Here is a 25,431-nt window from a genome sequence, read left to right on the forward strand (position 1 = left end):
CATGGGCGGCCGATCTACTCGGCGGGTCGCCCTTCCCGGAGGTGGTCGCGGCGTGAGAGGAGGCGTGATGAACGTCGAGCCTCTGCGGCGGTCCGCCGCCGGCGCCCTGCTCGCCGAGGTGTCGCCGGCGTCGTCCGGCGGGTGCGGGCGGCGATCCACCTGGCCGGTCGCTTTTCCCGGAGGTGGTCGCGTGAAAGGGGACGTCATGGACATCGAGGCTCTGCGGCGGTTCGCCGCCGGTACCCGGCTCGCCGACGTGCCGGACGACGTCGTCCGGCACGCTCGGCTGCTGTTGCTCGACACGCTGGGAGCCCTCGCCGGCGGCCTGCGGTATCCCGAGGTCGCGGCGCTCGCCGGGGCGCTGGACGGTGAGGTCTCGCCGATCGTCACCCTGGGCGCCGCCGCCACCTGGCTGGACGCGGACTCCGGAGGCTCGATGCACCCGCAGGGTCATCGGCTGCCGCCGGTGCCCACCGGGCATCCCGCGCCGCACGTCCTGCCCGTCCTCCTGCTCGCCGCCTCCGATCTCGACGACGAACGCCTCCTGGAGATCTTCCTGGTCGCGGTCGAGGCCGGGCTGCGGCTCAGCGTCGTGAGCGCGTTGCGTCCCGGCTTCCACCCTCACGGGATCCACGGGCCGGCCGCCGCCGCGCTGGCCTCCGCCCTCGTCCACGACCCTCAAGGCTCCACCGCCGCGGAGGCGTTCCTGCTCGGCGCCTCGCTGCCCTTCGCCACCGCCCTCGAAGTGCCCGTACGCGGCGGGACCGTACGCAACCTCTGGACCGGCCTCGGCGCGTACTACGGCGCGCGGGCCGGCGCCTGGGCCCGCGCCGGGCTCACCGCCTCCACGCGCGGCGTCACCGCCCTGTACGACCAGGCCGTCGCGACCGGCTTCGACCGGCAGGCGCTCACCGACGGGCTCGGCGAAAGATGGGAGATCCTGCACAGCTACCTCAAGCCGTACCCCTGCGCGCGCTGGGTCCATCCCGTCCTGGACGCGCTGACCACCGCCCTCGAAGAAACGCCGGGACCGGCGGAGACGATCACCGAGCTGACCATCGAGACCTTCGCGTTCGCCGCCTCGCTCGATGACGCCGACCCCTCCTCCGACCTGCACGCCCGGTTCTCCGTGCCGTACTGCGCCGCCGCCCTCGCCTGCGACGGTGTGCTCGACGCCGGGTCCTTCCTTCCGGAAGGCCTCGCGCGGCAGGAGGTGCGCGACCTCGCGCGTACGGTCCGGATGGTCGAGGTGCCGGAGTACACCGCCGCGCTGCCGCGACGGCGGCCAGCGCGCGTCACCGTCCGCCGCGCCGACGGGACCCATGCCACGGCCGAGGTGACGAACGCGCGCGGCAACCCCGACACCCCGCTGAGCGAGGCCGAGATCGCGGAGAAGTTCCGCCGCAACGCCGGGGACCGGCTCACCGCCGAGGTCGTGACGGCCCTGACCTCCAGAAGGCCGGGCCGGGTCCTCGCCGCCGCGGCCGCGCAGCTCACCGAGAGAGGATGACCGATGGAGTTCCTGGTGCACGTCGAGATCGACTGGCCGCCGGAGGCCGACCCGGACCTGAGGGAGGAGATCTTCCAGGCCGAGCTGCGCCGCGGCCAGGAATTGGCCCGCGCCGGCCTGTGCAAGCGGCTGTGGCGCATCCCCGGCCGGTGGGCCAATTACGGCCTGTACGAGGCCCCGGACGCCACCGCCGTACACGAGGCGGTCTCCTCACTCCCGCTCTGGCCCTGGATGAACGTCCAGGTCATCCCGCTGGCCCAGCACCCCAACGACCCCAAGGCGCTCGGCATCGTCGCCGGATGACCGGCGCCAGCGTCTCCTCCACGACGACGGCGTTCTGGGACAGGTGGTCGCGCGCCTCGTCGGCGCGGGTCTGGGTCTCGTCGACCGCCACGAAGCGCAGCTCCGACGTGTAGCCGTTGCCCTGGTCGTCGGTCAGCCAGGTCTGCTCCGGAGTGGGCAGCATCTCGCTGATCGTCATCCGGGCCTCCGGCTTGTCGCGCAGCAGCCGGCGTACGGCCTTGGCGAAGATGTTGACGTAGACGGGGCTGTCGAAGTCGACGTAGAACGGCCGCGGCTCGGTGGGCGAGACCACGAACACGAACCTCGGGAGCCCCTGCGACCTGCGCCACTGCCCGGCCCGTACGTACCGCCGCGCCTCGCTCTTGTCGCCGGCGAACTCCATCGTCGCCGGGTCGAACCGCCACGTCTCCCGCGTCACCACCATGCGGTCGATGCTCACCCGCGGGAAGTGCTCGGCGTCGTCGGGAACGATCCGGAACATGTCGATGACCTGCATGGTCAGCGCCTGCGAGAAGATGTCGACCAGGTCGAACACGCTCCCGTCGGGCAGCACCGCGACGAGCCGGCCGTCGTGGTCGCGCACCGAGACGTCGGCGCTCGCGATCGTCCGCGGGCGGTGCGGGTCGGCGCTGGAGTCCGCCAGCGCGACGCAGTAGTCCTGGTCCCGTACGAGGGAGTAACGCGTACGGGCGGACAGCCGCGCGCGGTGCTCCTTGGGCTGGAGCGGCATCATCCGCGGCCGGGGGTGGTCGCGGTCGACGAGCTCGAGCAGCTCGTCGCGCGAGGCGTGCTGGTTGACGAACAGCGACGCGCCGAGCGTGTTGATCGCCGTGTGCAGTTCGCCGACGACGAGTTCGAACTCCCCGCGCCTCACCGCGTCCGCGTCGTCGGCCAGGACGAGCATGTCCGGGCAGGCGTACCGCGCCGTGGACCACCCGCCGCCGGGCGAGGCGAACAGCTCACGGACCTGGCCGGCGATCTCCGCGCCGTCCAGCCGTACGCGCCGTACGCCGGGCGCCGGGCGGATGATGCTGTGCCAGCGCTCCCAGAACTGCCGCTGGAGGTCGGCGGTGTCGGCGATCAGGTCGCTGTGCAGCATCGGGATGCACGCGAACCAGCAGGTGGCCAGGTCGACCTCCCGCTCACCGCCCGCGCTCTGCTCCTCGAAGACCTTGCGGGCGTGGGCCGAGATGCGCTCGGACATGGCGGAGGTGAGCCAGGTCGAGGAGGCCAGCAGCAGGTCCATCGGGGCCAGGGCGGACAGCAGGTCGTCGCCGACCCGGACCCGCGCGGCGCGGGTGCTGTCGGAGTAGATCAGCGACCGGCACGGGGCGGTGCCGGCGTTCTTCTGGCGCTGCGCGGCGGTCTGGGTCAGCTCGGTGAAGTCGACCTCCAGTGCCTGGAAGGCGGCCACGAGCGCCTCGGGGTCCCGGCCCGCGTCGCGGATCCGGTCCCGCCCGCGTTCGAGGACCTCCAGCTTGGCCAGCGCCCGGTCCCGTACGTCGGGGTCGCCGATCTCGGTGAGGCTGTCCCGCAGCCGTCGCTCGGGGTGGGTGTCGGCGGGCACTTTGAGCCGCCACACGATCCAGCGGCGCTTGACGAGGCCCTCCAGCACGCCGGAGACCTCGAAGCCCAGTTCGCCCTGGATGGCGCGGGCCGCGTGCGTGCCGTCGCAGAGCTCCAGCACCTGCCGCTCGGCGTCGCCGACCCGTACGGGAGGCAGGCCCGGCGTGTGGACCTCGTCGCCGGAGAGCCGTACGAACGGCATCCGCCGGGGCGCCAGCCACTCGCGGACCGCAGGGTCCTCGCTGACGCGCCGTGCCACCGCGTCGACCGCCCAGCTCGAGAAGTACACGCCCGACCCGGAGGTCAGCCCGGTGCCCGGGTCGACCTCCAGGCCCCGTACGGACGGGTCCCAGGTGCCCCAGCCCACGGGGCCGAAGAACCCGATCGTGTCGTTCTTCACGCAGAACCGCTGCCAGTAGTGGGCGACGAGCTCCTCACGCTGCCGGGCCATGCTCGGCCGCTTGCCGCCCTCCGGCGTCCACCGCAGGAACGGGCCGATCCCGGACTTCAGGACCGTGGGGTTCTGCCACGCCACGGCCGCCTGGAACATCGGCAGCCCGGCGATCTCCTGCAGCATCCCCGAGATGGACAGGGCCGTCGCCCCGAACCGCTCCTCGAACTCCTCCCACCGCGGCCCGGTCAGATCCTTCTCCGTGCCGAACCCCTCCGCGGCCGCCGACAGCTCCTCCGGCGCGAGCCGGAGCACTCCCGAGGCAGGGAAGCCCGGCCCGCGCAGGCAGAGCTGGTCCCACAACCGCCACTGACCGACGTGCGGCGCCGATGCGTCCTTCATGTTCCGGCTCTCCGTTTCAGTTGAGGTTCGTGCCACCGTCGGCCTGGCCCGCGGCCAGGTCGGTGACGGCGGCGGCGAGGTCGGCCGGCGTCGGGCAGGTGAAGACCAGCGCGACGGGGACGTCGATGTCGAAGACGGCGCGCAGCCGCGCGACGATCTGGAAGGCGGTCATGGAGTCCCCGCCCATCTCGTAGAAGTCGCTGTCGGGACCGACGTCGTCGTGGCCGAGCGTCGCCCGGTAGATGTCCACGATCAGGTCGGTGGTCGATTCCTGGATGTCGTTGGTCGTCGTCATGGTCACTGCCCTTTCGAACCGGGGTAGGAGGGGGTCAGGCGCCAGGGCCGCCGTGTACGAGCGCCGCGAGTGCGGTCCGGTCGGTCTTGCCGCTGTGGGTGGTGGGAATGTCCTCGACGCGGTGGAACAGCCGGGGCATCAGGTGCGGTGGCAGGGTCCGGGCCAGGTGCGCGCGCAGCATCGCGTCCGTGACGCCGTCGAGCGCGCCCATGACGTGGGCGATGAGGTGGACCCGGCCGCGTTCGTCGGCGGCGGAGGTGACCACCGCCGCGGTGACGGCCGGATGACCGAGGAGTGTGCCCTCGACCTCGGCCGGCTCCACGCGGTAGCCGCGGATCTTGACCTGCCGGTCGGTACGGCCGAGGAACTCCAGGACGCCGTCGGGCCGGCGCCGGCCCAGGTCACCGGTGCGGTACAGCCGTGCGCCGGGCGGGCCGTACGGGTCCGGGACGAAGCGTTCGGCGGTCAGGGCCGGCCGGCCGCTGTAGCCGCGCGCCACGCCCGTGCCGCCGATGTGGATGTCGCCGACCGTGCCGTCCGGCACGGCGCGCATGTTCCGGTCGAGCAGGCGGACCGTCACACCGTCCACCGGCGTGCCGATCAGATCGGCCTCGGTGTCCGGGCGGACGGGGACGTCGTGGCAGGTCGAGGTGATCGTGCACTCGGTCGGCCCGTAGTGGTTGATCAGCCGGCCCGCGGCCAGCCGCCGGCCGCCGGCGGCGAGGAAGGGGCGCAGCGACTCCCCGCTGCACAGGATCAGGCCGAGGCCGCCCAGCCGCCCGGCCACGCCCTCGTGCTCGGCCAGGGCGGTCAGGAAGGTCGGGGTGCTGCTCAGGATGGCGTTCGCGCCATGGTCCTCGACCGCGTCGGCGAGGGCGGGGGGACACAGCAGCGTGGAGCGCGGCAGGAGGACCAGCCGCCCCCCCGCGGCCAGCGGCGCGAAGACGTCGCGGATCGAGCCGTCGTAGCCGAACGGCGCGAGCTGCAGCGCCACCGTGTGCGGGCCCAGCCCGCAGGTGGCGACGATGAAGCGCAGGTACGCCCGCAGGCCACCGTGCTCGATCATGACCGGGTTGGGCGTCCCGGTCGTCCCGGACGTGTGGCTGACGTACGCGAGGGAACGCGGATCGACGCGGTCCGGGAGCGGCCGCCCCGGCGCGTCGCCCGAGCCGTCGATCATGATCGTCGGACCGTCGACGGGCAGGGTGAGCCGCTCGGCGAGCGCGGCGGTGGTGAGCCGGAACCGCGCGTCCGCACCGCGCACCATGGCGTGCAGGCGTGAGACGGGCTGGCCGGGGTCGAGCGTCAGGAACGCTCCGCCGGCGCGCATCACGGCCGCCATCGCGATCACGGCGTCGGTGCCCTGCTCGGCGACGATGGCGCAGCGGCTCTCCGTGCCGACCCCGGCGGTGGCCAGCGTACGGGCCAGCCGCTCGATCCGGTCGGCCAGTTCCCGGTAGCCCATCACGGACGCCGGCGTCACGAGCGCGGGGGCGTGCGGATCACGGCCGGCGTGATCGCGAATGTCGTCGACGACCGTTCCGGGAATGGCGCGATGCGCCGGAAGTGGCCTGCTCATGCCGCCGAACGTATGGCGGTAATGGCGCCCGGGGCAAACATTTCACGGGGGGCAAAAACGCCCCTCCCATCAGGGGCGGAACTGCCCACGTGGCAGGAGGAGCAGGGCCTGTCAGGCTGGCAAATGCTCGATATGAACGCAACATCCGGTGGAGATAGGCGGGCCTGATGACGAATAGCAAGGTAATCGCCGGCGGCGCTTCGATTTCATCGGAGACCGGTCGTGAACGGAGCCCGCTGTCCTTCGCCCAGCAACGTCTGTGGTTTCTCGACCAGCTGGAGCCCGGCGGAAATGAGTACCTCATCCGGGTGGCCCTGCGGCTGACCGGAGAGCTTGACGTCGCGGCGCTGGAGGAGGCGCTGACGCTGCTGGCGGAGCGGCACGAGGTGCTGCGGACCCGGTTCGCGGCCGGCGACACCGGCGAGCCGTACCCGGTCATCGACCCGCCGTCACCGGTCACGATCGAGATCGTCGACCTGGCCGGCCGGAGCCGGGCCACGGTGCAGGAACAGGTCGACGCGGCCGCCTCCGCCCCCTTCGACCTGACCGGCGGAGCCCTGCTGCGGACCGTGCTCATGCGCACGGCGCCCGCCGAGGCGATCCTGGTCATCTGCCTGCACCACATCGTCTTCGACGGCTGGTCCGAGGTGATCTTCGCGGGCGAACTCCGCGAGCTGTACACCGAGGCGATCGGCGGAGCCCCGGCCACGCTGCCCGCGCTGCCGCTGCAGTACGGCGACTACGCCGAGCGGCAGCACCGGTGGCTCACCGGCGAGCGGCTCACGGCCCAGGTGGAGTACTGGCGCACGCGCCTCGCCGGCCTGCAGCCGCTGCAACTGGCCACCGACCGGCCGCGCGGCGCGGCCCGCAGCGGCCACGGCGACGTGGTCACCTTCAGCGTTCCCGCCGAGACCCTCGTGCCCCTGCGGGCCGTCGCCGCGCGTTCGCGGGTGAGCCTGTTCATGGCGCTGCTGGCCGGGTTCCAGGTGCTGCTGTCGCGCTACAGCGGCCAGGACGACATCGCGGTCGGCACGCCCATCGCCGGTCGCCACCACGCCGACACCGAGGACCTCATCGGCCTGTTCGTCAACAGCCTCGTGCTGCGCACGGACCTGGCCGGCGACCCGACCTTCGCGGAGCTGCTGGGCCGGGTCAAGGAGACCGCCCTGGGCGCGTACGGCCACCAGGACCTGCCCTTCGAGCGGCTCGTGGAGGAGCTGGCGCCCCAGCGCGACCTGTCGCGCAACCCGCTCTTCCAGACCATGCTCGTCCTGCAGACGACCCCTGGCAGCAAGATCTGGAAGCTGCCCGGCCTCGACATCGCGCACGTCCCGCTCCAGGCCACCAACGCCCAGGTGGACCTCACCTTCGACCTCACCCAGCAGGACGACCGCAGCGCCAAGGGCTTCATCTACTACCGCAGCGACCTGTTCGACAGGGCCACCGTCGAGCGGATGGCCGACCACTTCCGCACCCTGCTCGACCACCTCGCGGCCGAGCCCACCGCGCCCCTGTCCCAGATCACCATGCTCACCGACGCCGAGCGGCGGCGGATCGTGGAGGAGTGGAACGACACCGAGGCGCCGTTCCCGGCCGGGCGTACCGTCCACGAGCTGGTGGCCGGGCAGGCCGCGGCGCGTCCGGACGAGCCCGCCGTCGTGTGCGGGGACGAGGTCCTGACCTACCGGCGGCTCGACTCCCGCGCGAACCGGCTGGCGCACCACCTGCGGGCCCGTGGCGTCGGCCCGGAGGTCCACGTCGGGGTGTTCCTGGAACGTGGCCTCGACCTGGTCGTCGCGCTGCTGGCCATCATGAAGGCCGGCGGAGCGTACGTCCCGCTCGACCCGGAGTTCCCCGCAGAGCGGCTCGCGTACATGATCGAGGACACCGCCGCGCCGCTGGTCGTCACCGAGGAGGGCCTCGCCGGGCGGCTCCCGGACCGGACGCCGCGCCTCCTGGTTGACGCGCAGTGGCCCGAGGTCGCCGCGTGCCCCGACTCCGAGCCCGAACCGCTGGCCGGGCCGCAGGACCTCGCGTACGTCATCTACACCTCCGGCTCCACCGGCAGGCCCAAGGGCGTCATGGTCGAGCACCAGGGCGTCATCGCCTATCTGTCGGGCATGCAGGACGCCTTCCCGCTCCACCCCGGCGACGGTTTCCTGCAGGCCACGCCGCTGACCTTCGACGTCTCGGCGTATGAGATCTTCTGGCCGCTGTGGCAGGGCGGCACGGTCGTCCTCGTCCCGGGGACCACCCGCCTGGACATGGCCCACGTCGGGTCGCTCATGCGCCGTCACGACATCGTCGGACTGCACTTCGTGCCGAGCCTGATGGACCTGTTCGTCGGCCAGGTCGATCCCGCGGACTGCACCGGCCTGCGGTACGCCTTCTGCAGCGGCGAGGCACTCCAGGAGGTCCTCGTACGGCGGTTCGCCGACCGCTTCGGCGGCGACCTGATCAACCTGTACGGCGCCACCGAGGTCTCGGTGGACACGACCTACTGGCGTGCCACGCCGGACGCGCCCGTTCTCGCCGGACGCCCGATGAGCAACCAGCAGGTGTACGTCCTGGACGACTCGCTGCAGCCCGTGCCCGTCGGTGCGGTGGGGGAGGTCCATCTCGGCGGCCGGTGCGTCGGCCGCGGCTACCTCAACCGGCCCGAGCTGACCTTTGAACGCTTCCGCACCGACCCGTTCACCGGCGGCCGCATGTACAAGACCGGCGACCTCGGCCGGTTCACCGCCGACGGTGAGCTCGACCTGCTCGGCCGCATCGACGGCCAGGTCAAGCTGCGCGGCGTACGGATCGAGCCGGGCGAGATCGAGGCGGTCCTGCTGGAGCACTCCGACGTCGCGGCGTGCGCCGTCGTCGCGTGGGGGGACGCCGCGCAGGACAAGCAGCTCGTCGCGTACTGCGTGCCGGCCGGCGACGAGCCGGACGTCGCCGGGCTACGGGAGCTGTGCCGCCAGACACTGCCGCCGGCCATGGTCCCCGCCGTGTTCATGACGATCCCGGCGCTGCCCCTGACCCCCAACAGCAAGGTGGACCGCAAGCGGCTGCCGGCGCCCGACCTCACGGACCTCGCGCCCGCCGCCGACCACGTCGCGCCCCGCGACGAGATCGAGCAGGCGATCGCCGGCATCTGGGCCGACCTGCTCGGCCTGGACCGCGTCGGCGTCCACGACAACTTCTTCGAGGTCGGCGGGCACTCGCTGCGGGCGGTCCAGCTGGTCAACCAGGTGGAACGGCTGACCGGCATCCGCATCAGCCTCAGGGACCTGTTCTTGTCGCCCACGATCGCCGGCATCAAGACCCAGCTGCTCGAGCTGATCGACGCCCAGGAGTGAGGAATGGTCATGGAAGATGGCTCGACGCAGGCACGTCTGCTGTCCCGTATCCGACACCACCGGTCCCGCGGCCTGCCCGTACGGGACCCCGAGATGCCGGTGCCGTTGTCGTCGGCGCAGCGGGGGTTGTGGTTCCTGGATCAGTTGGAGCCCGGTCGTGGTGATTATGTGGTGCCGATCGCGTTGCGGCTGTCGGGGGTCGTGGACGTGGCTGCGCTGGAGGAGGCGTTGTCGCGGCTGGTGGCGCGGCACGAGGTGCTGCGGACCCGTTTCGTGGCCGATGAGGCCGGTCAGCCGTACCAGGTCATCGACCCGCCGTCACCGGCCGTGGTCGAGGTCGGCGACGTTGACGAGGCCATGCTGACCGCCCGGGTCAACGCGGTCGCGGCCACGCCGTTCGACCTGGCGAACGGGCCGATGCTGCGGACGACGCTGCTGCGTACGTCGCCCGCCGAGGCGGTCCTGGTCATCTGCCTGCACCACATCGTCTTCGACGGCTGGTCCGAGGCCGTCTTCGCCCGCGAGCTGACGGCGCTCTACACCGCCGCGACCGGGGGCGCCCCCGCCACGCTGCCCGCGCTGCCCGCGCAGTACGGCGACCACGCGGCCTGGCAGGACGGGCAGCTCGACGGTGAGCGGTTCCAGGGGCACCTGGACTACTGGCGTACGCGGCTGGCCGGCCTGCAGCCGCTGCAACTGCCCACCGACCGGCCGCGCGGCCCGGTCCGCGGCGGCCACGGCGACGCGGTCACCTTCGATGTCCCGGCCGGTACGGTCACGGCCCTGCGCGGCGTCGCCACCGGCCTGAACGCCAGCCTCTTCATGGTCCTGACGGCGGCCTTCCAGGTCATGCTGTCGCGGTACACCGGCCAGACCGACATCGCCGTGGGCACCCCGGTCGCCGGTCGCAACCACAGCGAGACCGAGGACCTCATCGGCCTGTTCGTCAACAGTCTGGTGCTGCGCACGGACCTGTCCGGCGATCCCACGTTCACGGAGCTGGTGGAGCGGGTCAGGGAGACCGCCCTGGGCGCGTACGACCACCAGGACCTGCCGTTCGAGCGGCTGGTGGAGGAGCTGGCACCCCAGCGCGACCTGTCTCGCAACCCGCTGTTCCAGGCGGTGCTGGTCCTGCAGACCAGCGCCGAGACGGAGCCGTGGCGACTGCCCGGGCTGACCGTCGAGCCCGCGCCCGTCACGGGCGGCCTGGCCAAGTTCGACCTCAACCTGTCGCTGAGCGAGGTCGGCGACGGCCTGACCGGGCACTTCGACTACCCGACGGACCTGTTCGACACGACCACCGTCGAGCGGATGACCGGTCACTTCCGCACCCTGCTCGAACAGCTCGCCGGCCGTCCCGCCGCCCCGCTCTCCGAGATCCGCATGCTGACCGAGGCCGAGCGGGAGCGGATTCTCCTCGACTGGAACGACACGGACGGTCCGTTCCCCGAGGGGCGGACGATGCATGGTCTGGTGGCCGATCAGGCGGCGGCGACGCCGGGTTCGCCGGCGGTGATCTGCGGCGATCGTGTTCTGACGCATGGGGAGCTGGACGTACGGTCGAACCGGCTCGCGCACTATCTGCGTGCTCGTGGGGTGGGGCCGGATGTTCTGGTCGCGGTGTTCCTGGATCGCAGTCCGGATCTGATCGTTGCTTTGCTGGCGATCCAGAAGGCGGGTGGTGCTTTTGTTCCGCTGGATCCGGAGTATCCGGTGGAGCGGCTGGCGTACATGCTGGAGGACACCGCCGCCCCGCTCGTCATCACTCAGACCGGTCTGGCCGGTCTGCTGCCCGATGGGACCGCTCGGCTGCTGGTCGATGAGCAGTGGCCGGCCGTCGAGGAGTGCCCGGCGACCGATCCCGAGCCGCTCGCGGGTCCGCGTGACCTGGCGTACGTGATCTATACGTCCGGTTCGACCGGTAAGCCCAAGGGCGTGATGATCGAGCACGAGGGCGCCGTCAACTATCTGCACTGGTGCGACCAGGCCTACCCGCCCGTCGGTGATGCCGGGACCCTGCTGTACTCCCCGGTGGCGTTCGACCTGACCATCACCGCCCTGTTCCTGCCGCTCATGCAGGGAATGCCGGTGGTCGTGCCGGTCCCGCAGCCCGGAGAGTCGGCCTTCGCGGCGTCGGTGGAGCAGCTGCTGTCCGGGCTGTCGGTCAGCTTCCTGAAGATGACCCCCTCACACGCCGAACTCCTGGTCACCTCCGCCGAGACGACCGGGACCAGCCTCAACGTGAACACGATGGTCCTCGGCGGGGAGGAGCTGACCGCCGAGCTGGCCCGCCGGATCCTCGCCGTCTGTGAGGACACCGTCATCTACAACGAGTACGGCGCCACGGAGTGCTCGGTGGCCAACGTCATGTCCGCGACCCGCGAGGTCGGCGCCGACGCTTCCGGCGGTGTGTCGGTCGGGTCGCCGATCACCAACACCACCGCGTACGTGGTGGACGCAGGCGGCGAGCCCGTCCCGGTCGGCGTGGCGGGGGAATGCCTGCTGGGTGGCATCTGCGTCGCCCGCGGTTATCTCAACCGGCCGGAGCTCACCAGCAAGAGGTTCGTCTGGAGCGACCTCGGCAAGGGCCGCCAGCGCCTCTATCGCACCGGCGACCTGTGCCGCTGGCTGCCGAACGGCGAGCTGGAGTTCATCGGCCGCATCGACACCCAGGTCAAACTCCGCGGCTACCGTATCGAACTCGGCGAGATCGAAGCGACCCTCATCGACCACCCGGACGTCGCCTCGGCGGCGGTCATCGTCCGCGAGGACACCCCGGGAGTGCAGCGGCTCACCGCGTACCTGGTGCCCGGGGCCACCGAACCCAGCACGGAGGACCTGAGAACGCGCCTGGCCCGTACGCTGCCGTCGTACATGGTCCCGGCCGCCTTCGTCACCCTGCCGGCCCTGCCGCTGACTCCCAACGGCAAGACCGACCGCGACGCCCTGCCCGCCCCGGCCACCGCGGCTCGCGAGACCACCCCGCCCTCCACCGACACCGAACACCTCATCGCCGGCATCTGGAGCGACATCCTCGGCACGACCGACCCCGGAATACACGACAACTTCTTCGACCTCGGCGGCCACTCGCTCCTCGCCATCAAGGTCACCTCCCGCCTGCGCCGCGAGCTGGGCATCGAGGTCCCGCTGCGGGCGCTGTTCCAGGCCCCGACCATCGCCGGGCTGAGCGAGCTCCTGCCCGGCATGCACACCACCGACCAGGAGGACCGGCCGGCACCACGGGACCCCGAGATGCCGGTGCCGTTGTCGTCGGCGCAGCGGGGGTTGTGGTTCCTGGATCAGTTGGAGCCCGGTCGTGGTGATTATGTGGTGCCGATCGCGTTGCGGCTGTCGGGGGTCGTGGACGTGGCTGCGCTGGAGGAGGCGTTGTCGCGGCTGGTGGCGCGGCACGAGGTGCTGCGGACCCGTTTCGTGGCCGATGAGGCCGGTCAGCCGTACCAGGTCATCGACCCGCCGTCACCGGCCGTGGTCGAGGTCGGCGACGTTGACGAGGCCATGCTGACCGCCCGGGTCAACGCGGTCGCGGCCACGCCGTTCGACCTGGCGAACGGGCCGATGCTGCGGACGACGCTGTTGCGTACGTCGCCCGCCGAGGCGGTCCTGGTCATCTGCCTGCACCACATCGTCTTCGACGGCTGGTCCGAGGCGATCTTCGCCCGCGAGCTGCGCGAACTCTACGCCGCCGCGACCGGCGACAACGCCACCGAACCGCCCGCGCTGCCGGTGCAGTACGGCGACTTCGCCGCGTGGCAGCGCCGCCGGCTGGCCGGCGGCCGGCTCCAGGCGCAACTGGACTACTGGCGCACCCGGCTGGCCGGGCTCCAGCCGCTCCACCTGCCCACCGACCGGCCCCGGCGGCCGGCCCGCAGCACCCGCGGCGACGCGGTCACCTTCTCCGTCCCGGCCACCACCGTCACGGCCCTGCGCGCCATCGCCGCCGACGCGAACGCCAGCCTGTTCATGGCGCTGCTGGCCGGCTTCCAGGTGCTGCTGTCGCGCTACAGCGGCCAGGACGACATCGCGGTCGGCACGCCCATCGCGGGCCGCGGCCACGGCGAGACCGAGAACCTCATCGGCCTGTTCGTCAACAGCCTCGTGCTGCGCACCGACCTGTCCGGTGACCCCACCTTCGGCGACCTGCTGCACCGGGTGAAGGACACCGCCCTGGGCGCGTACGACCACCAGGACCTGCCCTTCGAGCGGCTGGTGGAGGAGCTGGCGCCCCAGCGCGACCTGTCCCGCAACCCGCTGTTCCAGGCCGTGATGGTCCTGCAGACCAGCGCCGAGACCCAGCCCTGGCACCTGTCCGGGCTGACCGTCGAGCCCGCGCCCGCCGCCGGCGGCCTGGCCAAGTTCGACCTCAACCTGTCGCTGCACGAGGTCGGCGACGGCCTGACCGGCACCTTCGACTACCCGACCGACCTGTTCGACACGACCACCGTCGAGCGGATGACCGGTCACTTCCGCACCCTGCTCGGCCATCTCGCCGGCGATCCCACGACGCCCGTGTCCGGCATCGCCATGCTGACCGGCGCCGAGCGCGACGCCCTCACGGAGTGGGGGACCGCGGTCAGGCTCCCCGCCGAGGTCGGCGACGTCCCGGCCGCGCCCGTACGGGTGGTCGACCGGCACGGGCGGCCGGTGCCGGTCGGCGTCCCCGGAGAGCTGGTGCTCGACGGCGCGACCCCGCGCCACACCGGCGACCTGGTCCGCTGGTCGCCCTCCGGCGAGCTGTCCTACGTCGGCCGCGGCGAGGACCAGGTGGTCGTGCACGGCGACCGCGTGGCGCTGGGCGAGGTCGAGGCGGCTCTCGCCGAGCACGACGCCGTGGCCGGCGCCGCGGCCGCCGTACGCGAGGAGGACCTGGTCGGCTACGTCGTGCCGGCCGGACCGGCGGCGCCGGAGGCGGGGGAGCTGCGGCAGTTCCTCAGCGAGCGGCTGCCCGGCTTCATGGTGCCGGCGGCCTACGTCACCCTGCCCGAACTGCCGCGAACGATCACGGGTGCCGTCGACCGCCAGGCCCTGCCCACCCCCGGAGAGGGCCCGGCGTCCGCGCCGCACAGCGCGGCCGAGAAGATCATCGCCGACATCTGGCGGGAGATCCTCGGCGTCCCCGACATCGGCGTGACCGACAACTTCTTCGCGCTCGGCGGGGACTCGATCATCAGCCTGCAGGTGATCGCGCGGGCCAAGAAGTTCGGGATCCAGCTCACGCCGAGGGTGTTCTTCCAGCACCAGACGGTCGCCGCCATCGCGGCGAACGCCCAGTCCACCGGCGCTATCCTGGCCGACCAGGCCAAGCTCGTGGGAGAGGTGCCGCTCACCCCGATCCAGCACTGGTTCTTCGAGCTCGGCCTGTCCGACCCGGCCCACTTCAACCAGGAGGAACTCCTCGAGACCGACGGCCTGGACGGTACGGTCCTGCGGCGCGCGCTGCTGGCGCTCGTCGACCACCACGACGCGCTGCGCCTGCGGATCGAGGAGGACGGCGGCCGGTGGCGCCAGCGCCTCGACGGCGACGCCGGCCCCGGCATCCTCACCTGCCACGACCTGTCCGCGCTGGACGAGGACGAGGTACGGCCGCGGATGGCCCGGATCGCCGACGAGGCGCAGCACGGGATGGACCTGGCCGGCGGGCCGGTCATCCGCGCCGCCCTCGTCGACCTCGGCCGGGGCCGCGGCCAGCGGCTGCTCATCGTGGTCCACCACCTGGCGGTCGACGGCGTCTCCTGGCGGATCCTGCTGGAGGACCTCGGTACGGCCTACCGGCAGGCGGCCGACGGGCGGGCCCCGCTGCTGCCGGCCAAGACCACCTCCGTACGGACGTGGGCGGACAAGCTCGTACGGCACGCCCGGTCCGCCGAGGCGCTCGCCGAACTCGACTACTGGGCCTCGCAGGGCGCGCGGCGGCCGCTCCCACGCGACCACGACGGGGAGAACACCATGCGTTCCTCCGCCGCCGTCACGGCCGCGCTGAGCGAGGACGAGACGACGGCCCTGCTGCAGGACGTGCCCAAGGCCTTCCACACCCAGATCAACGACGCGCTGCTGGCCGCGGTGGGCGCCTCCGTCCACACCTGGACCGGCGACGACGCCGTCTGCGTCAGCCTGGAGGGCCACGGGCGGGAGGACCTGTTCGCCGACGTGGACACCTCACGGACGGTGGGCTGGTTCACCAGCCTGTTCCCCCTCACCCTGCACGGCATGGCGCAGGCCGACCCGGTCATCCGCCTGAAGGACGTCGGCGAGCAACTGCGGGGCATACCGCGCCGGGGCATCGGCTACGGCATCCTGCGCCACCTCGGCGACCCCGCCGTACGGCAGGCCCTGGACCACGGGTCCCCTGAGATCAACTTCAACTACCTGGGGCAGTTCACGCCCGACGTCACGGGCCTCGGCCGGTACGCCGGCGCGGACGAGCCCCGGGGCCGCTCCATCGGCCCGGCCGGGATGCGCCGCAACGTGCTGGACATCCTGGCGGCCGTCGAACACGGCCGGCTGAGCATCGAGTTCTCCTACTCCACGGCGTTGCACGACGCGAGGACCGTCGAACGCGTCGCGGAGAACGTGATGAGCAACCTTCGCTCCCTGCTCGGCCTCGCCGCCGAGCAGAACGAGGGGATCGGCGCCGGCCCGACGCATCTCCCACTGGCAGAGCTCAACGAGGATGAGATGGCCGCGATCATGAGGAGGTTCAGCGCATGAGCACCCCCAACGTGGAAGACGTCTACGGCCTGTCGCCCATGCAGTCCGGCATGCTGTTCCACTCGCTGCGGGACGGCGAGGGCACCAACCCGTACCAGGTCCAGATGGTCGAGAAGATCACCGGTCCGTTCGACGACGAGCCCTTCCTGGACGCCTGGCAGCGCGTCGTCGACCGGCACTCCATCCTGCGCAGCGCGTTCGTGTGGGAGGACGTGTCGACCCCCGTCCAGGTCGTGCAGCGCCGGGCCGAGCTCCCGCGCGAGGCGCTCGACTGGCGCGGCGCCGGCCCGGCCGAGCAGGACGCGCGGCTGGAGCGGCTCGCCGCCGAGGACCGGGAACAGGGCTTCGACCTGTCCCGCCCCCCGCTGCTGCGGGTGCGGGTCATCCGGACCGCCGACGAGTGCCGCGTGATCCTCTGGTCGTTCCACCACATCCTGCTGGACGGCTGGAGCATCCAGCTCATCAAGAACGAGCTGTTCGCGATCTACCGCGCCGCCGTCGAGGGCAGAGAGCCCGTGCTGCCGCCGGCCATCCCGTACGTCCGGTACGCCACGTGGCTGCACGAACAGCCCTCCTCCCAGGCGCGGGAGTTCTGGCGCGGCTACCTGAAGGGGATGACCGAACCCCCCGAGCTGACCACGGCCCGCTCCGGCACGGGCACCGGCATGCGGGACCACGAGACGTCCTACGGCGCCGAACTGTCCCAGGCGGTACGGCGCTTCGCCCGGGAGCAGCGGATCACCGTCAACACCGTGGTCCAGGGCGTCTGGTCGGCCCTGCTCGCCCGCTACACCGGCCACGACGACGTGCTGTTCGGGGCCACGACCGCCGGACGGTCCGCCGCGCTGGCCGGCATCGAGTCGATGGTCGGCCTGTTCATCAACACCCTGCCCGTACGCGTCAGAGTCGACGGCGGGGCGACGGTCGCCGACTGGCTGCGGGACCTGCAGACCCAGCAGATCGACCTGCGGCAGTGGGAGTACTCCCACCTCGTCGACGTGCAGGAGTGCAGCGACGTGCCGCGCGGCAGGGCCTTGTTCCAGTCGATCCTCGTGTTCGAGAACTACCCGGACCTGCACGGCTCCGACAGCCTGCCGGAGGGCGTGGACGTCCGGCCAGTCAACTGTGTCGAGCACACCGGCTACCCCCTCACCGTGGTCGTGTCGGCCGACGACGTCCTGGACGTCAAGTTCGCCTACGACCGCGCGCTGTTCGACGCGGAGACCATCGACCGCCTCGCGCGCCACTTCCAGACCCTCCTGGAAGGATTCGTCGCCGCTCCCCGGACCCGCCTGTCCGACGTCGGCATGCTGACCGAGGCCGAGCGGGAGCGGATCCTCCTCGACTGGAACGACACGGACGGTCCGTTCCCCGAGGGGCGGACGATGCACGGGCTGGTGGCCGAGCAGGCCGCCGCGACGCCGGACGACCCTGCCGTGATCTGCGGCGATCGTGTCCTGACGCACAAGGAGCTGAACGTACGGTCGAACCGGCTCGCGCATTTCCTTCGCGGCCGTGGGGTGGGTCCGGACGTTCTGGTCGCGGTGTTCCTGGACCGGAGTCCGGAGCTGATCGTGGCTCTGCTGGCGATCCAGAAGGCCGGTGGTGCCTTCGTCCCGCTGGATCCGGAGTATCCGGTGGAGCGGCTGGCGTACATGCTGGAGGACACCGCCGCCCCGCTCGTCATCACCCAGACCGCTCTCGCCGGTCTGCTGCCCGGCGGGACCGATCGGTTCCTGATCGATGAGCAGTGGCCGGCCGTCGAGGAGTGCCCGGCCACCGATCCCGAGCCCCTTGCCGGGTCTCGCGACCTGGCGTACGTGATCTACACGTCCGGCTCGACCGGTAAGCCCAAGGGCGTGATGATCGAGCATGAGGGCGCGGTCAACTACCTGCACTGGTGCGACCAGGCGTACCCGCCGGTCGGCGACGTGGGCACGTTGCTGTACTCGCCGGTGGCGTTCGACCTGACCATCACCGCCCTGTTCCTGCCGCTCATGCAGGGAATGCCGGTCGTGGTCCCGGTGCCGCAGCCGGGGGAGTCCGCCTTCGCCGCCGCCGTCGAGCACCTGCTGTCCGGGACCTCGGTCAGCTTCCTGAAGATGACCCCCTCACACGCCGAACTCCTGGTCACCTCCGCCGAGACGACCGGGACCAGCCTCAACGTGAACACGATGGTCCTCGGCGGGGAGGAACTGACCGCCGAACTGGCCCGCCGGATCCTCGCCGTCTGTGAGGACACCGTCATCTACAACGAGTACGGCGCGACCGAGTGCTCGGTGGCCAACGTCATGTCCGCCACGCGTGAGGTCGACGTCACCGCCTCGGGGGGTGTGTCGGTCGGCTCTCCGATCACGAACACCACCGCGTACGTGGTGGACGCAGGCGGCGAGCCCGTCCCGGTCGGCGTGGCGGGGGAGTGCCTGCTGGGCGGGATCTGCGTCGCCCGCGGCTATCTCAACCGGCCGGAGCTGACCGAGGAGCGCTTCATCTGGAGCGACCTCGGCAAGGGCCCCCAGCGGCTCTACCGGACCGGGGACCTGTGCCGGTGGCTGCCGAACGGGGAGCTGGAGTTCATCGGCCGCATCGACACCCAGGTCAAACTCCGCGGCTACCGCATCGAACTCGGCGAGATCGAAGCGACCCTCATCGACCACCCCGACGTCGCCACCGCGGCCGTCATCGTCCGCGAGGACACCCCCGGAGTCCAGAGACTCACCGCCTACGTCGTCCCCGGAGCCACCGAACCCGCCGCGGAGGACCTGAAAGCCCGCCTCGCCCGCACGCTGCCGTCCTACATGGTCCCGGCCGCGTACGTGACCCTGCCCGCCCTGCCCCTGACCCCCAACGGCAAGACCGACCGCGACGCCCTGCCCGCCCCCGCCACCGCCGCCCGCGAGACCACCCCGCCCTCCACCGACACCGAACACCTCATCGCCGGCATCTGGAGCGACATCCTCGGCACCACCGAACCCGGCGTCCACGACGACTTCTTCGACCTCGGCGGCCACTCGCTCCTCGCCATCAAGGTCACCTCCCGCCTGCGCCGCGCCGGCCGCCGGACGACGCTCCAGCAGGTCATGGCCCACCCCACCATCCACGAACTGGCGAAGGCGGTCAGCGGCGCCGCCCGGGAGCAGACCGGGCTGATCTCGGAGGTACGGCGGGCGGTGGTCACGGAACTCCCGAACCTGTTCTGCATCCACCCCGGAGGCGGCCAGGTCTACTCCTACCGGACGCTGGCCGACGAACTGAAGCGGACGTTCCGCGTCCTCGGCGTCCAGGCCACCGGTCTCGCCGACGGCGAGACCCCGCTCGAAGACGTCCGCGCCATGGCCGAGCGCTACTGGAAGGAGATCGCGAACGTGCAGCCCGAGGGCCCGTACCGCCTCCTCGGCTGGTCGACCGGCGCAGTGATCCTGCACGAGATGGCCCTCATGCACCCCGAGGAGGTCAGGTCCGCGTTTCTGCTCGAACCCGCCGTTACGGGCACATTCCGCAAAGAAAGGTTCGACGGGCTGGCGGCGATCTTCGGACAGGCCGAAATGCTGTGGCGGCGCGGACAGGACGAGACCGGGCCCGCGCGGGAAAGGACGGAACGGGAACTCAAGCTCCTGGCCGGCCCGATGAACATCGGCGAGGACGCGGTCGATCTCGCCGAATGGCTGCCGTACAACGTCCTGCGCGCGGAGGCCCGCGCGCTGGCCGATTATCGCGCCACCCCGTCCCATGCTCGGGCCACGCTCGTCGTGAGCGACGAGATCCGGCGGGCGGGGCAGGAACTGATGCCGGCGGGTGACCGCGAGCGCTACGTCGCCCACTGGGCGGGGCTCTACCCGGGCGGGCTGCGCGTCATCGACCTCCCCGGAGGCCATCACGACATGATCGAGACCAAAGAGGCCGTCGCGGCGGTGACCGCGGCTCTCACCGGCTGACGGCGGCATCCCCGACGGAATCTCGGTCCACAGGTGCGGGTGGACCGAGATTCCGTCATGTAGCCGACCGGGTCATTAACGCGCCGCCGAAGGGCAGATATGCCCACGCGCGTGTGGACATAAAAAGCCAGTAATGGCCGGACGAAAATCACGCCACAATGAATGCATCGGAAACCTCCGGTCCGGCGTTGATAATTCGTCTGAAGAAAGGCCAGTGACTGGGATGTCACCACGCTGCATCACCGAGAAGCGAACAAAGCCATTTGCGGTGCTCGGCAGCACTCCATCGGACTCACATACCTGGAATCTGCTGTTCGTTCAGCTGCTGATGGAAGAGAACGGCTGGTCGGTCACCAACCTCGGCGCCTGTGTGCCCGTCGCGATGCTCCTGGACGAGTCACTGCGCCGCGTACCCGACATGATCGTGATCAGCACGGTGAACGGTCACGGCGTCCAGGACGCCCGGCAGGTGATCGAGGCCGTGCGCGCCGAGCCCTCCCTGGCCCGGGTGCCGGTCTTCCTGGGCGGCAAGATCTGCGTCGCCGAGGACCACGAACGCGACGCCGTCGACGAACTGGTCGCCGCCGGCTACGACGGCGTGCTGGTCGGCGGCACCGCCGTGCCCGAGTTCCGCTCCCGGCTCGCCCAGGTGGCCGCGGGGCACGCGGGGCGGCGGCCGTGACGCCGGCGACCCCGGGCTCGTTCCACGCCTTCATGGAGCGTGCCCGCGCGACGGGAACGCTGGTGGTCCAGCCGCGCATGGGGTTCGGCACCGCCGAGCGGATGCGCGCCGGGCTGATCGCGACGAAGAACGCGGACGCCACCACCGTCGGCACCGTGACGCTCGACAGCTACACCCGCGTCGCCGACTTCGCCGCGGCCGAACGGGCGCTGCGCGAGGGCAACGCACTCAACGGCTTTCCCATCGTGACGCACGGCCCCGAGGTCACCCGCCGCATGCTCGACGGCGTCCGCGACGGCGGTTTCCCGGTGCAGGTCCGCCACGGTTCCGCCGTGCCCGGCCCGATCTTCGACGCCCTGACGGCGGCCGGCATGGACGCCACCGAGGGCGGCCCGATCTCCTACTGCCTGCCCTACAGCAGGACCCCTGTCAACCGGTCCGTCCACGCCTGGCGGGAGGCCTCCCGGCGCTTCGCCGCCCTGGCCGAGACCGGCGCCGTACCCCACGTCGAAAGCTTCGGCGGCTGCATGCTCGGGCAGCTCTGCCCGCCCTCCCTGCTGGTCGCGATCACCGTCCTGGAAGGCATGTTCTTCGCCCAGCAGGGAATTCCGAGCATCTCCCTGAGCTACGCCCAGCAGACGCACCCCGGCCAGGACGAGGAGGCCGTACGGGCGCTGCACGACATCGCGGCGGACCTGCTGCCCTCGGTCTCCTGGCACGTGGTGATCTACACCTACATGGGCCTGTACCCGGCCACCCGTCCCGGAGCGCTGGACCTCCTGACGGCCTCGGCGCGGCTGGCCAGGCGCACCGGATCGGCCCGCCTGATCGTCAAGACCGCCGCGGAGTCCAGCCAGATCCCGTCCATCGCCGACAACGTGACGGCCCTGGAGGCCGCCGCACGCGCCGCGCGTGAGGCCGGGCGCACCACCGCCGTGCCCGAGACGACCGGCATCGAGGCGGAGGCCCGCTCGATCATCGAGGGCGTCCTCGGCCTGCACGACGACCTCGGCCGGGCGCTCACCTCCGCCTTCGCCCTGGGATACCTGGACGTCCCTTACTGCCTGCACCCGGACAACGCGGGCCGCACCCGCAGCTACATCGCCGACGACGGCCGCCTGGAGTGGGCGGCCACCGGCGGACTCCCGATCACGACCGCGGGCACCCGGCCGAAGACCGCCGGGCTGACCTCCGCCGAGCTCCTGCACGCCCTGTCCTACGTACGAGACCGCTATGACGCCGGCGCCCTCGCCCACCGGTAAGGCCGGCAAGAAAGGTGCAGAGATGACGACACAGCAGGACCTCCCCATGACCGCACCGGCGGCGCGCCTCATGCCGCTCGACCAGCCCCCCGGCCCGCGCGAGCACCTGACCTCGCCGGTGACCCAGGCCGTGATGAAGATCCAGCAGGCGCTGGTGGCCGGAGCCCGTGAGTACCTGTCCTCCGAGGGCGCCGTCGAGCTCTTCCAGCCGCTCATCGGCCCGGTGACCGATCCGGGGGCCCGCGGGGCCAAACAGGTGGACGTGGACTACTACGGCCACCGCTACAAGATGATGGCCAGCGCCATCCTCTACAAGCAGGCCTCGCTCGTGGCGTTCGACAAGGTGTTCTTCATCGCGCCGAACGTGCGCCTGGAGCCGCTGGAGACCAGCTCCACCCATCGGCACCTGACGGAGTTCCACCAGATCGACGTCGAGTTCGCCGGCGCCTCGCGCGACGACGCCATCGCCGTGGCCGAGCGGCTGGTGCGCCAGGCCGTACGGAAGGTCCTGACCACCCAGGCCGACGCGCTGCGGGTGGTCGGCCGCGACACCGCGAAGCTGGCGGCGCTCGTCGAGCGGCCGTTCGAGGTGCTGACCCACGGCGAGGTCCTCGACCGGCTCGGATACCCGCACGACGAGGGCACCGAGATCGGCTGGGAGGCCGAGGAGTTCATCTCCGGCGGCGCCCCCGCGCCGTTCTTCATCGTCGACTACCCCAAGGGCTCGCGCGGCTTCTACGACAAGGAGGACCCGTCCCGGCCCTCGACGCTGATGAGCTTCGACCTGATCGCGCCGGAGTACTGCGGGGAGATCTGCAGCGGCAGCGAGCGCGAGTCCGACTACGTCAAGATCGTCACCCGTATGCGCGAGACCGGCGAGAACCCGGCGAAGTACAGCTGGTACCTCGACATCGTGCGGCAGGGCATCCCGGGCAGCGCCGGCTTCGGCATCGGCCTGGAGCGGCTGACCCGCTGGGTGGCCGGGCTGGACTCGGTCTGGCAGGCGAGCGCCTACCCGAAGCTTCCGGGGGTGGTCTCGCCGTGAGCACCCTGCGAGCTCCGGGCTTCCCGGAGCAGGACGTACGCCGGCGGGCGCGCGAGGGCGGCGCGGCGGTGTTCCCGGCCGTGGACGAGTACGGCGCGTCGGTCTTCGGCGCGGACGCCACCGCGCCCGGCGACGGCATCGACGCCTACCGTCTCGTACCTCCCGTGTTCATGCCCCGGCGGCTGGAGAAGCTGATCGACCTGGGCCGGGAGCCGCTGTACGCCGATGTGTCCCTGCGGAGTTCGTTCGGCGGGTTCGACGCGCCGCTGCCGCTCTACCTCAGCGCCCTGGGGTCGACGCGCGTGGCCGCCGCCGGCTCCGCCCTCGCCCGGCAGGCCGGCCGGCTCGGCCTGCCGATGGTGATCGGCGAGAACGTCGCCCCGGTGCGCGGGTTCCGCTCCGGCGGGGAGCACCACGCCCTGCTCGCGCGGATCGGCGCCTACACCGAGACGGTGCCGGACGGCACCGGGGGAGTGGTCGTCCAGCAGAGCACCGAGGACGCCAATGCCGAGGTCTGGAACAACGTCTACACCGACCCCTCGGTGCTGGGCCTCATGGACACCGGGCGCCTGGCCTTCGAGCTGAAGGTCGGCCAGGGCGCCAAACCGGGGCTGGGCGGGCTGACCATGGTGGACGAGGAGACGTCCCGGCGTCTCGACGGCCAGTACGCCATGGAACGGCTCCTGCCCGGCGGCCCGGTGCTGCGCTGCAGCAGCCCGGGCACGTTCACGGCCGAGATCCTGCGCCAGCAGGTCCACCTGATGCGCAACAACTACCCGCGGGCCCGCTGCTGGGTGAAACTGCCGCCCGGCCGCGACGTCGCCGAGGCCGCGGCCGTGGCGTGGCGCGCGGGCGCCGACGCCGTCACGGTCGACGGCGCCGAAGGGGGCACGGGCTGGGCGCCGAGCGCCTTCCTCGGCCAGGTGGGGCTGCCGCTGCGCGAGTGCCTGCGGCGGATCGGCACCCCCCAGGGCGCCCTGCTCGCCAGCGGCCGGGTGCACGACGGCGTACGGGCGCTCAAGGTGCTGGCGCTGGGCGCCAGCGCGGCCGGCCTCGGCCGGGCCGCCCTGGTCGCCGTCGACGAGGACGCCGAGAACGGGCTGGTACGGCTCGTGGAGTCCATCGCCCTGGAGATGCGGTTCCTGGTCAGCGCCCTCGGCAAGTACACCGTCGGCGAGGCGGGCCCGGAGGACCTCTGGGACCCGTACGAGTCCGGCCCCGCGGTAACCGATCACGCCCCCAGCGGGGCCGGCGGGTCCGCGATCCGCCATGGCGAGCGAGAGGTCTACGCGTGATATACGCCCATGCCCACGATGTCATCACCGATGACGTGTTCGTCGCCCTGCCCTATCTGTCGCGGCGGGCCGACGTCTACCTGAAGATCGAAGGATTCAACCCGGCCGGCTCCATCAAGCTCAAGACCGCCCTCGGACTGGTCGAGGACGCCGAGCGCCGCGGCACCGTGTCCGTCGGCGTCCCGGTGATCGAGTCGTCGTCGGGCAACCTCGGCATCGCGCTGAGCTCCATCTGCGCGGCCAAGGGATACCCGTTCACGTGCGTGGTCGACCCGAACACCTCACAGCCGGCCATCGCCCACATGCGGGCGCTGGGCGCCGAGGTCGTCACCGTACGGAAGACCGACTCCAACGGCGGCTACCTGCACTCGCGCATCGCCTACATCCAGGAGCGTCTCCAGCGCCAGCCGGAGATGGTCTGGCTCAACCAGTACGCCAACCCCGCCAACGCGGCCGCGCACTACGACAGGACGGCCAAGAACCTGCTCGCCGGGCTGGGCCACATCGACCAGCTCTTCGTCGGCACCGGCTCGACGGGCACCTTCGTCGGCTGCGCGCGCTACCTGCGCGAACACTCGCCGCACACCCGGATCATCGCGGTGGACTCGCTGGGGTCGGTGACGTTCGGCGCCGAGCCGGGCCGCCGCTGGATCCCCGGGCTCGGGGCCAGCCGCCGTCCCGAGCTGTGCCGGCCCGAACTGGCCCACGAGATCGTGCACGTCGCGGAGGAGGACGCGATCAGGGAGTGCCGCCGCGTGGCGCGCAACACCGGGCTGCTCGTCGGCGGCTCGACCGGATCGGTGCTGGCGGCGGTCGCCGCACGTGAGGAGGGTTTCCGCGACCGCCCGCGCGTCGCCGTCATCTCACCCGACCTCGGCGACCGTTACCTGAAGACCGTGTACGACGACGAATGGGTGAACGACCGGTTCGGCGACGTCCTCGCCGGCGAGGCGCCCGACCTCGTGGGCGTACCGGCCGGCGGATGAACCCGCGATGCGAAGGCCCGGCGCCGCGGACCGCGGCGCCGGGCCCGTACGTTCCCGGGCGGCAGGGGGCGCATGAGAACCGGCCGGACGCGAGGCGTCCGGCCGGA

Annotated in this window: 13 protein-coding genes; 10 read left to right on the forward strand and 3 right to left on the reverse strand. The window is 71.7% G+C overall.

Going from position 1 to position 25,431, the window contains the following annotated elements; genetic code table 11:
• Positions 1-67: 67 nt before the first annotated feature.
• Positions 68-1,510 carry an MmgE/PrpD family protein gene (locus tag QWU11_RS27855; protein WP_290117396.1) on the forward strand — a complete coding sequence of 481 codons (1,443 nt, stop codon included), beginning with the start codon at positions 68-70 and terminating at the stop codon, positions 1,508-1,510.
• A gap of 3 nt (positions 1,511-1,513) precedes the next feature.
• Positions 1,514-1,813 (forward strand): muconolactone Delta-isomerase family protein, encoded by a 300-nt coding sequence (locus QWU11_RS27860; protein WP_290117397.1) that lies wholly within the window; start codon positions 1,514-1,516, stop codon positions 1,811-1,813.
• Here the strand turns inward: QWU11_RS27860 and QWU11_RS27865 are convergent.
• From QWU11_RS27865 to QWU11_RS27875, 3 genes are read right to left on the reverse strand one after another with little or no spacing between them, the layout of a single operon-like run.
• Complete coding sequence (locus tag QWU11_RS27865) at positions 1,755-4,172, reverse strand: lantibiotic dehydratase (protein ID WP_290117398.1); 2,418 nt, start codon at positions 4,170-4,172, stop codon at positions 1,755-1,757. The genes QWU11_RS27860 and QWU11_RS27865 overlap by 59 nt on opposite strands.
• A gap of 16 nt (positions 4,173-4,188) precedes the next feature.
• A complete protein-coding gene (locus QWU11_RS27870; RefSeq protein WP_290117399.1) occupies positions 4,189-4,467 on the reverse strand; it encodes an acyl carrier protein in 279 nt (92 codons plus the stop codon).
• A 34-nt stretch (positions 4,468-4,501) separates the two neighbouring features.
• Positions 4,502-6,046: an amino acid adenylation domain-containing protein gene (locus QWU11_RS27875; RefSeq protein ID WP_290117400.1), complete on the reverse strand. Its 1,545-nt coding sequence runs from the start codon at positions 6,044-6,046 to the stop codon at positions 4,502-4,504.
• Between the two features lie 167 nt (positions 6,047-6,213).
• Here QWU11_RS27875 and QWU11_RS27880 point away from each other — a divergent pair, with 167 nt between their 5' ends.
• The 8 genes from QWU11_RS27880 (at position 6,214) to sbnA (ending at position 25,324) form a co-directional block, all read left to right on the forward strand.
• On the forward strand, positions 6,214-9,393 hold the full coding sequence (locus QWU11_RS27880) for an amino acid adenylation domain-containing protein (RefSeq protein ID WP_290117401.1): 3,180 nt from the start codon (positions 6,214-6,216) through the stop codon (positions 9,391-9,393).
• A 3-nt stretch (positions 9,394-9,396) separates the two neighbouring features.
• Positions 9,397-16,119: a non-ribosomal peptide synthetase gene (locus tag QWU11_RS27885; RefSeq protein WP_290117402.1), complete on the forward strand. Its 6,723-nt coding sequence runs from the start codon at positions 9,397-9,399 to the stop codon at positions 16,117-16,119.
• Positions 16,116-20,054, forward strand: a complete 3,939-nt coding sequence (locus QWU11_RS27890; protein ID WP_290117403.1) for an amino acid adenylation domain-containing protein — start codon at positions 16,116-16,118, stop codon at positions 20,052-20,054. The genes QWU11_RS27885 and QWU11_RS27890 overlap by 4 nt, the downstream gene beginning before the upstream one ends.
• A 268-nt stretch (positions 20,055-20,322) precedes the next feature.
• On the forward strand, positions 20,323-20,736 hold the full coding sequence (locus tag QWU11_RS27895) for a cobalamin-dependent protein (RefSeq protein ID WP_290117404.1): 414 nt from the start codon (positions 20,323-20,325) through the stop codon (positions 20,734-20,736).
• Entirely contained in the window at positions 20,733-21,998 is a 1,266-nt protein-coding gene (locus QWU11_RS27900; RefSeq protein WP_290117405.1) for a methylaspartate mutase, read from the forward strand. Before QWU11_RS27895 ends, QWU11_RS27900 begins: the two co-directional genes overlap by 4 nt.
• Before the next feature lie 22 nt (positions 21,999-22,020).
• Entirely contained in the window at positions 22,021-23,043 is a 1,023-nt protein-coding gene (locus tag QWU11_RS27905; RefSeq protein WP_290117406.1) for an asparagine synthetase A, read from the forward strand.
• The gene (locus QWU11_RS27910; protein ID WP_290117407.1) at positions 23,040-24,338 is read left to right on the forward strand and encodes a glutamate synthase-related protein; all 1,299 of its coding nucleotides are present in this window, start codon (positions 23,040-23,042) and stop codon (positions 24,336-24,338) included. Before QWU11_RS27905 ends, QWU11_RS27910 begins: the two co-directional genes overlap by 4 nt.
• Positions 24,335-25,324: a 2,3-diaminopropionate biosynthesis protein SbnA gene (gene sbnA, locus QWU11_RS27915; RefSeq protein ID WP_290117408.1), complete on the forward strand. Its 990-nt coding sequence runs from the start codon at positions 24,335-24,337 to the stop codon at positions 25,322-25,324. Before QWU11_RS27910 ends, sbnA begins: the two co-directional genes overlap by 4 nt.
• Positions 25,325-25,431: the final 107 nt, after the last annotated feature.

This window comes from Actinomadura sp. DC4 (assembly GCF_030406325.1).
Classification (GTDB): Bacteria; Actinomycetota; Actinomycetes; order Streptosporangiales; family Streptosporangiaceae; genus Actinoallomurus.

Coding starts and splice junctions, on each gene's coding strand:
- QWU11_RS27855 (WP_290117396.1), top strand. CDS start 68: ATGAACGTCGAGCCTCTGCGGCGGTCCGCCGCCGGCGCCCTGCTCGCC.
- QWU11_RS27860 (WP_290117397.1), top strand. CDS start 1,514: ATGGAGTTCCTGGTGCACGTCGAGATCGACTGGCCGCCGGAGGCCGAC.
- QWU11_RS27865 (WP_290117398.1), bottom strand. CDS start 4,172: ATGAAGGACGCATCGGCGCCGCACGTCGGTCAGTGGCGGTTGTGGGAC.
- QWU11_RS27870 (WP_290117399.1), bottom strand. CDS start 4,467: ATGACGACGACCAACGACATCCAGGAATCGACCACCGACCTGATCGTG.
- QWU11_RS27875 (WP_290117400.1), bottom strand. CDS start 6,046: ATGAGCAGGCCACTTCCGGCGCATCGCGCCATTCCCGGAACGGTCGTC.
- QWU11_RS27880 (WP_290117401.1), top strand. CDS start 6,214: ATGACGAATAGCAAGGTAATCGCCGGCGGCGCTTCGATTTCATCGGAG.
- QWU11_RS27885 (WP_290117402.1), top strand. CDS start 9,397: ATGGTCATGGAAGATGGCTCGACGCAGGCACGTCTGCTGTCCCGTATC.
- QWU11_RS27890 (WP_290117403.1), top strand. CDS start 16,116: ATGAGCACCCCCAACGTGGAAGACGTCTACGGCCTGTCGCCCATGCAG.
- QWU11_RS27905 (WP_290117406.1), top strand. CDS start 22,021: ATGACGACACAGCAGGACCTCCCCATGACCGCACCGGCGGCGCGCCTC.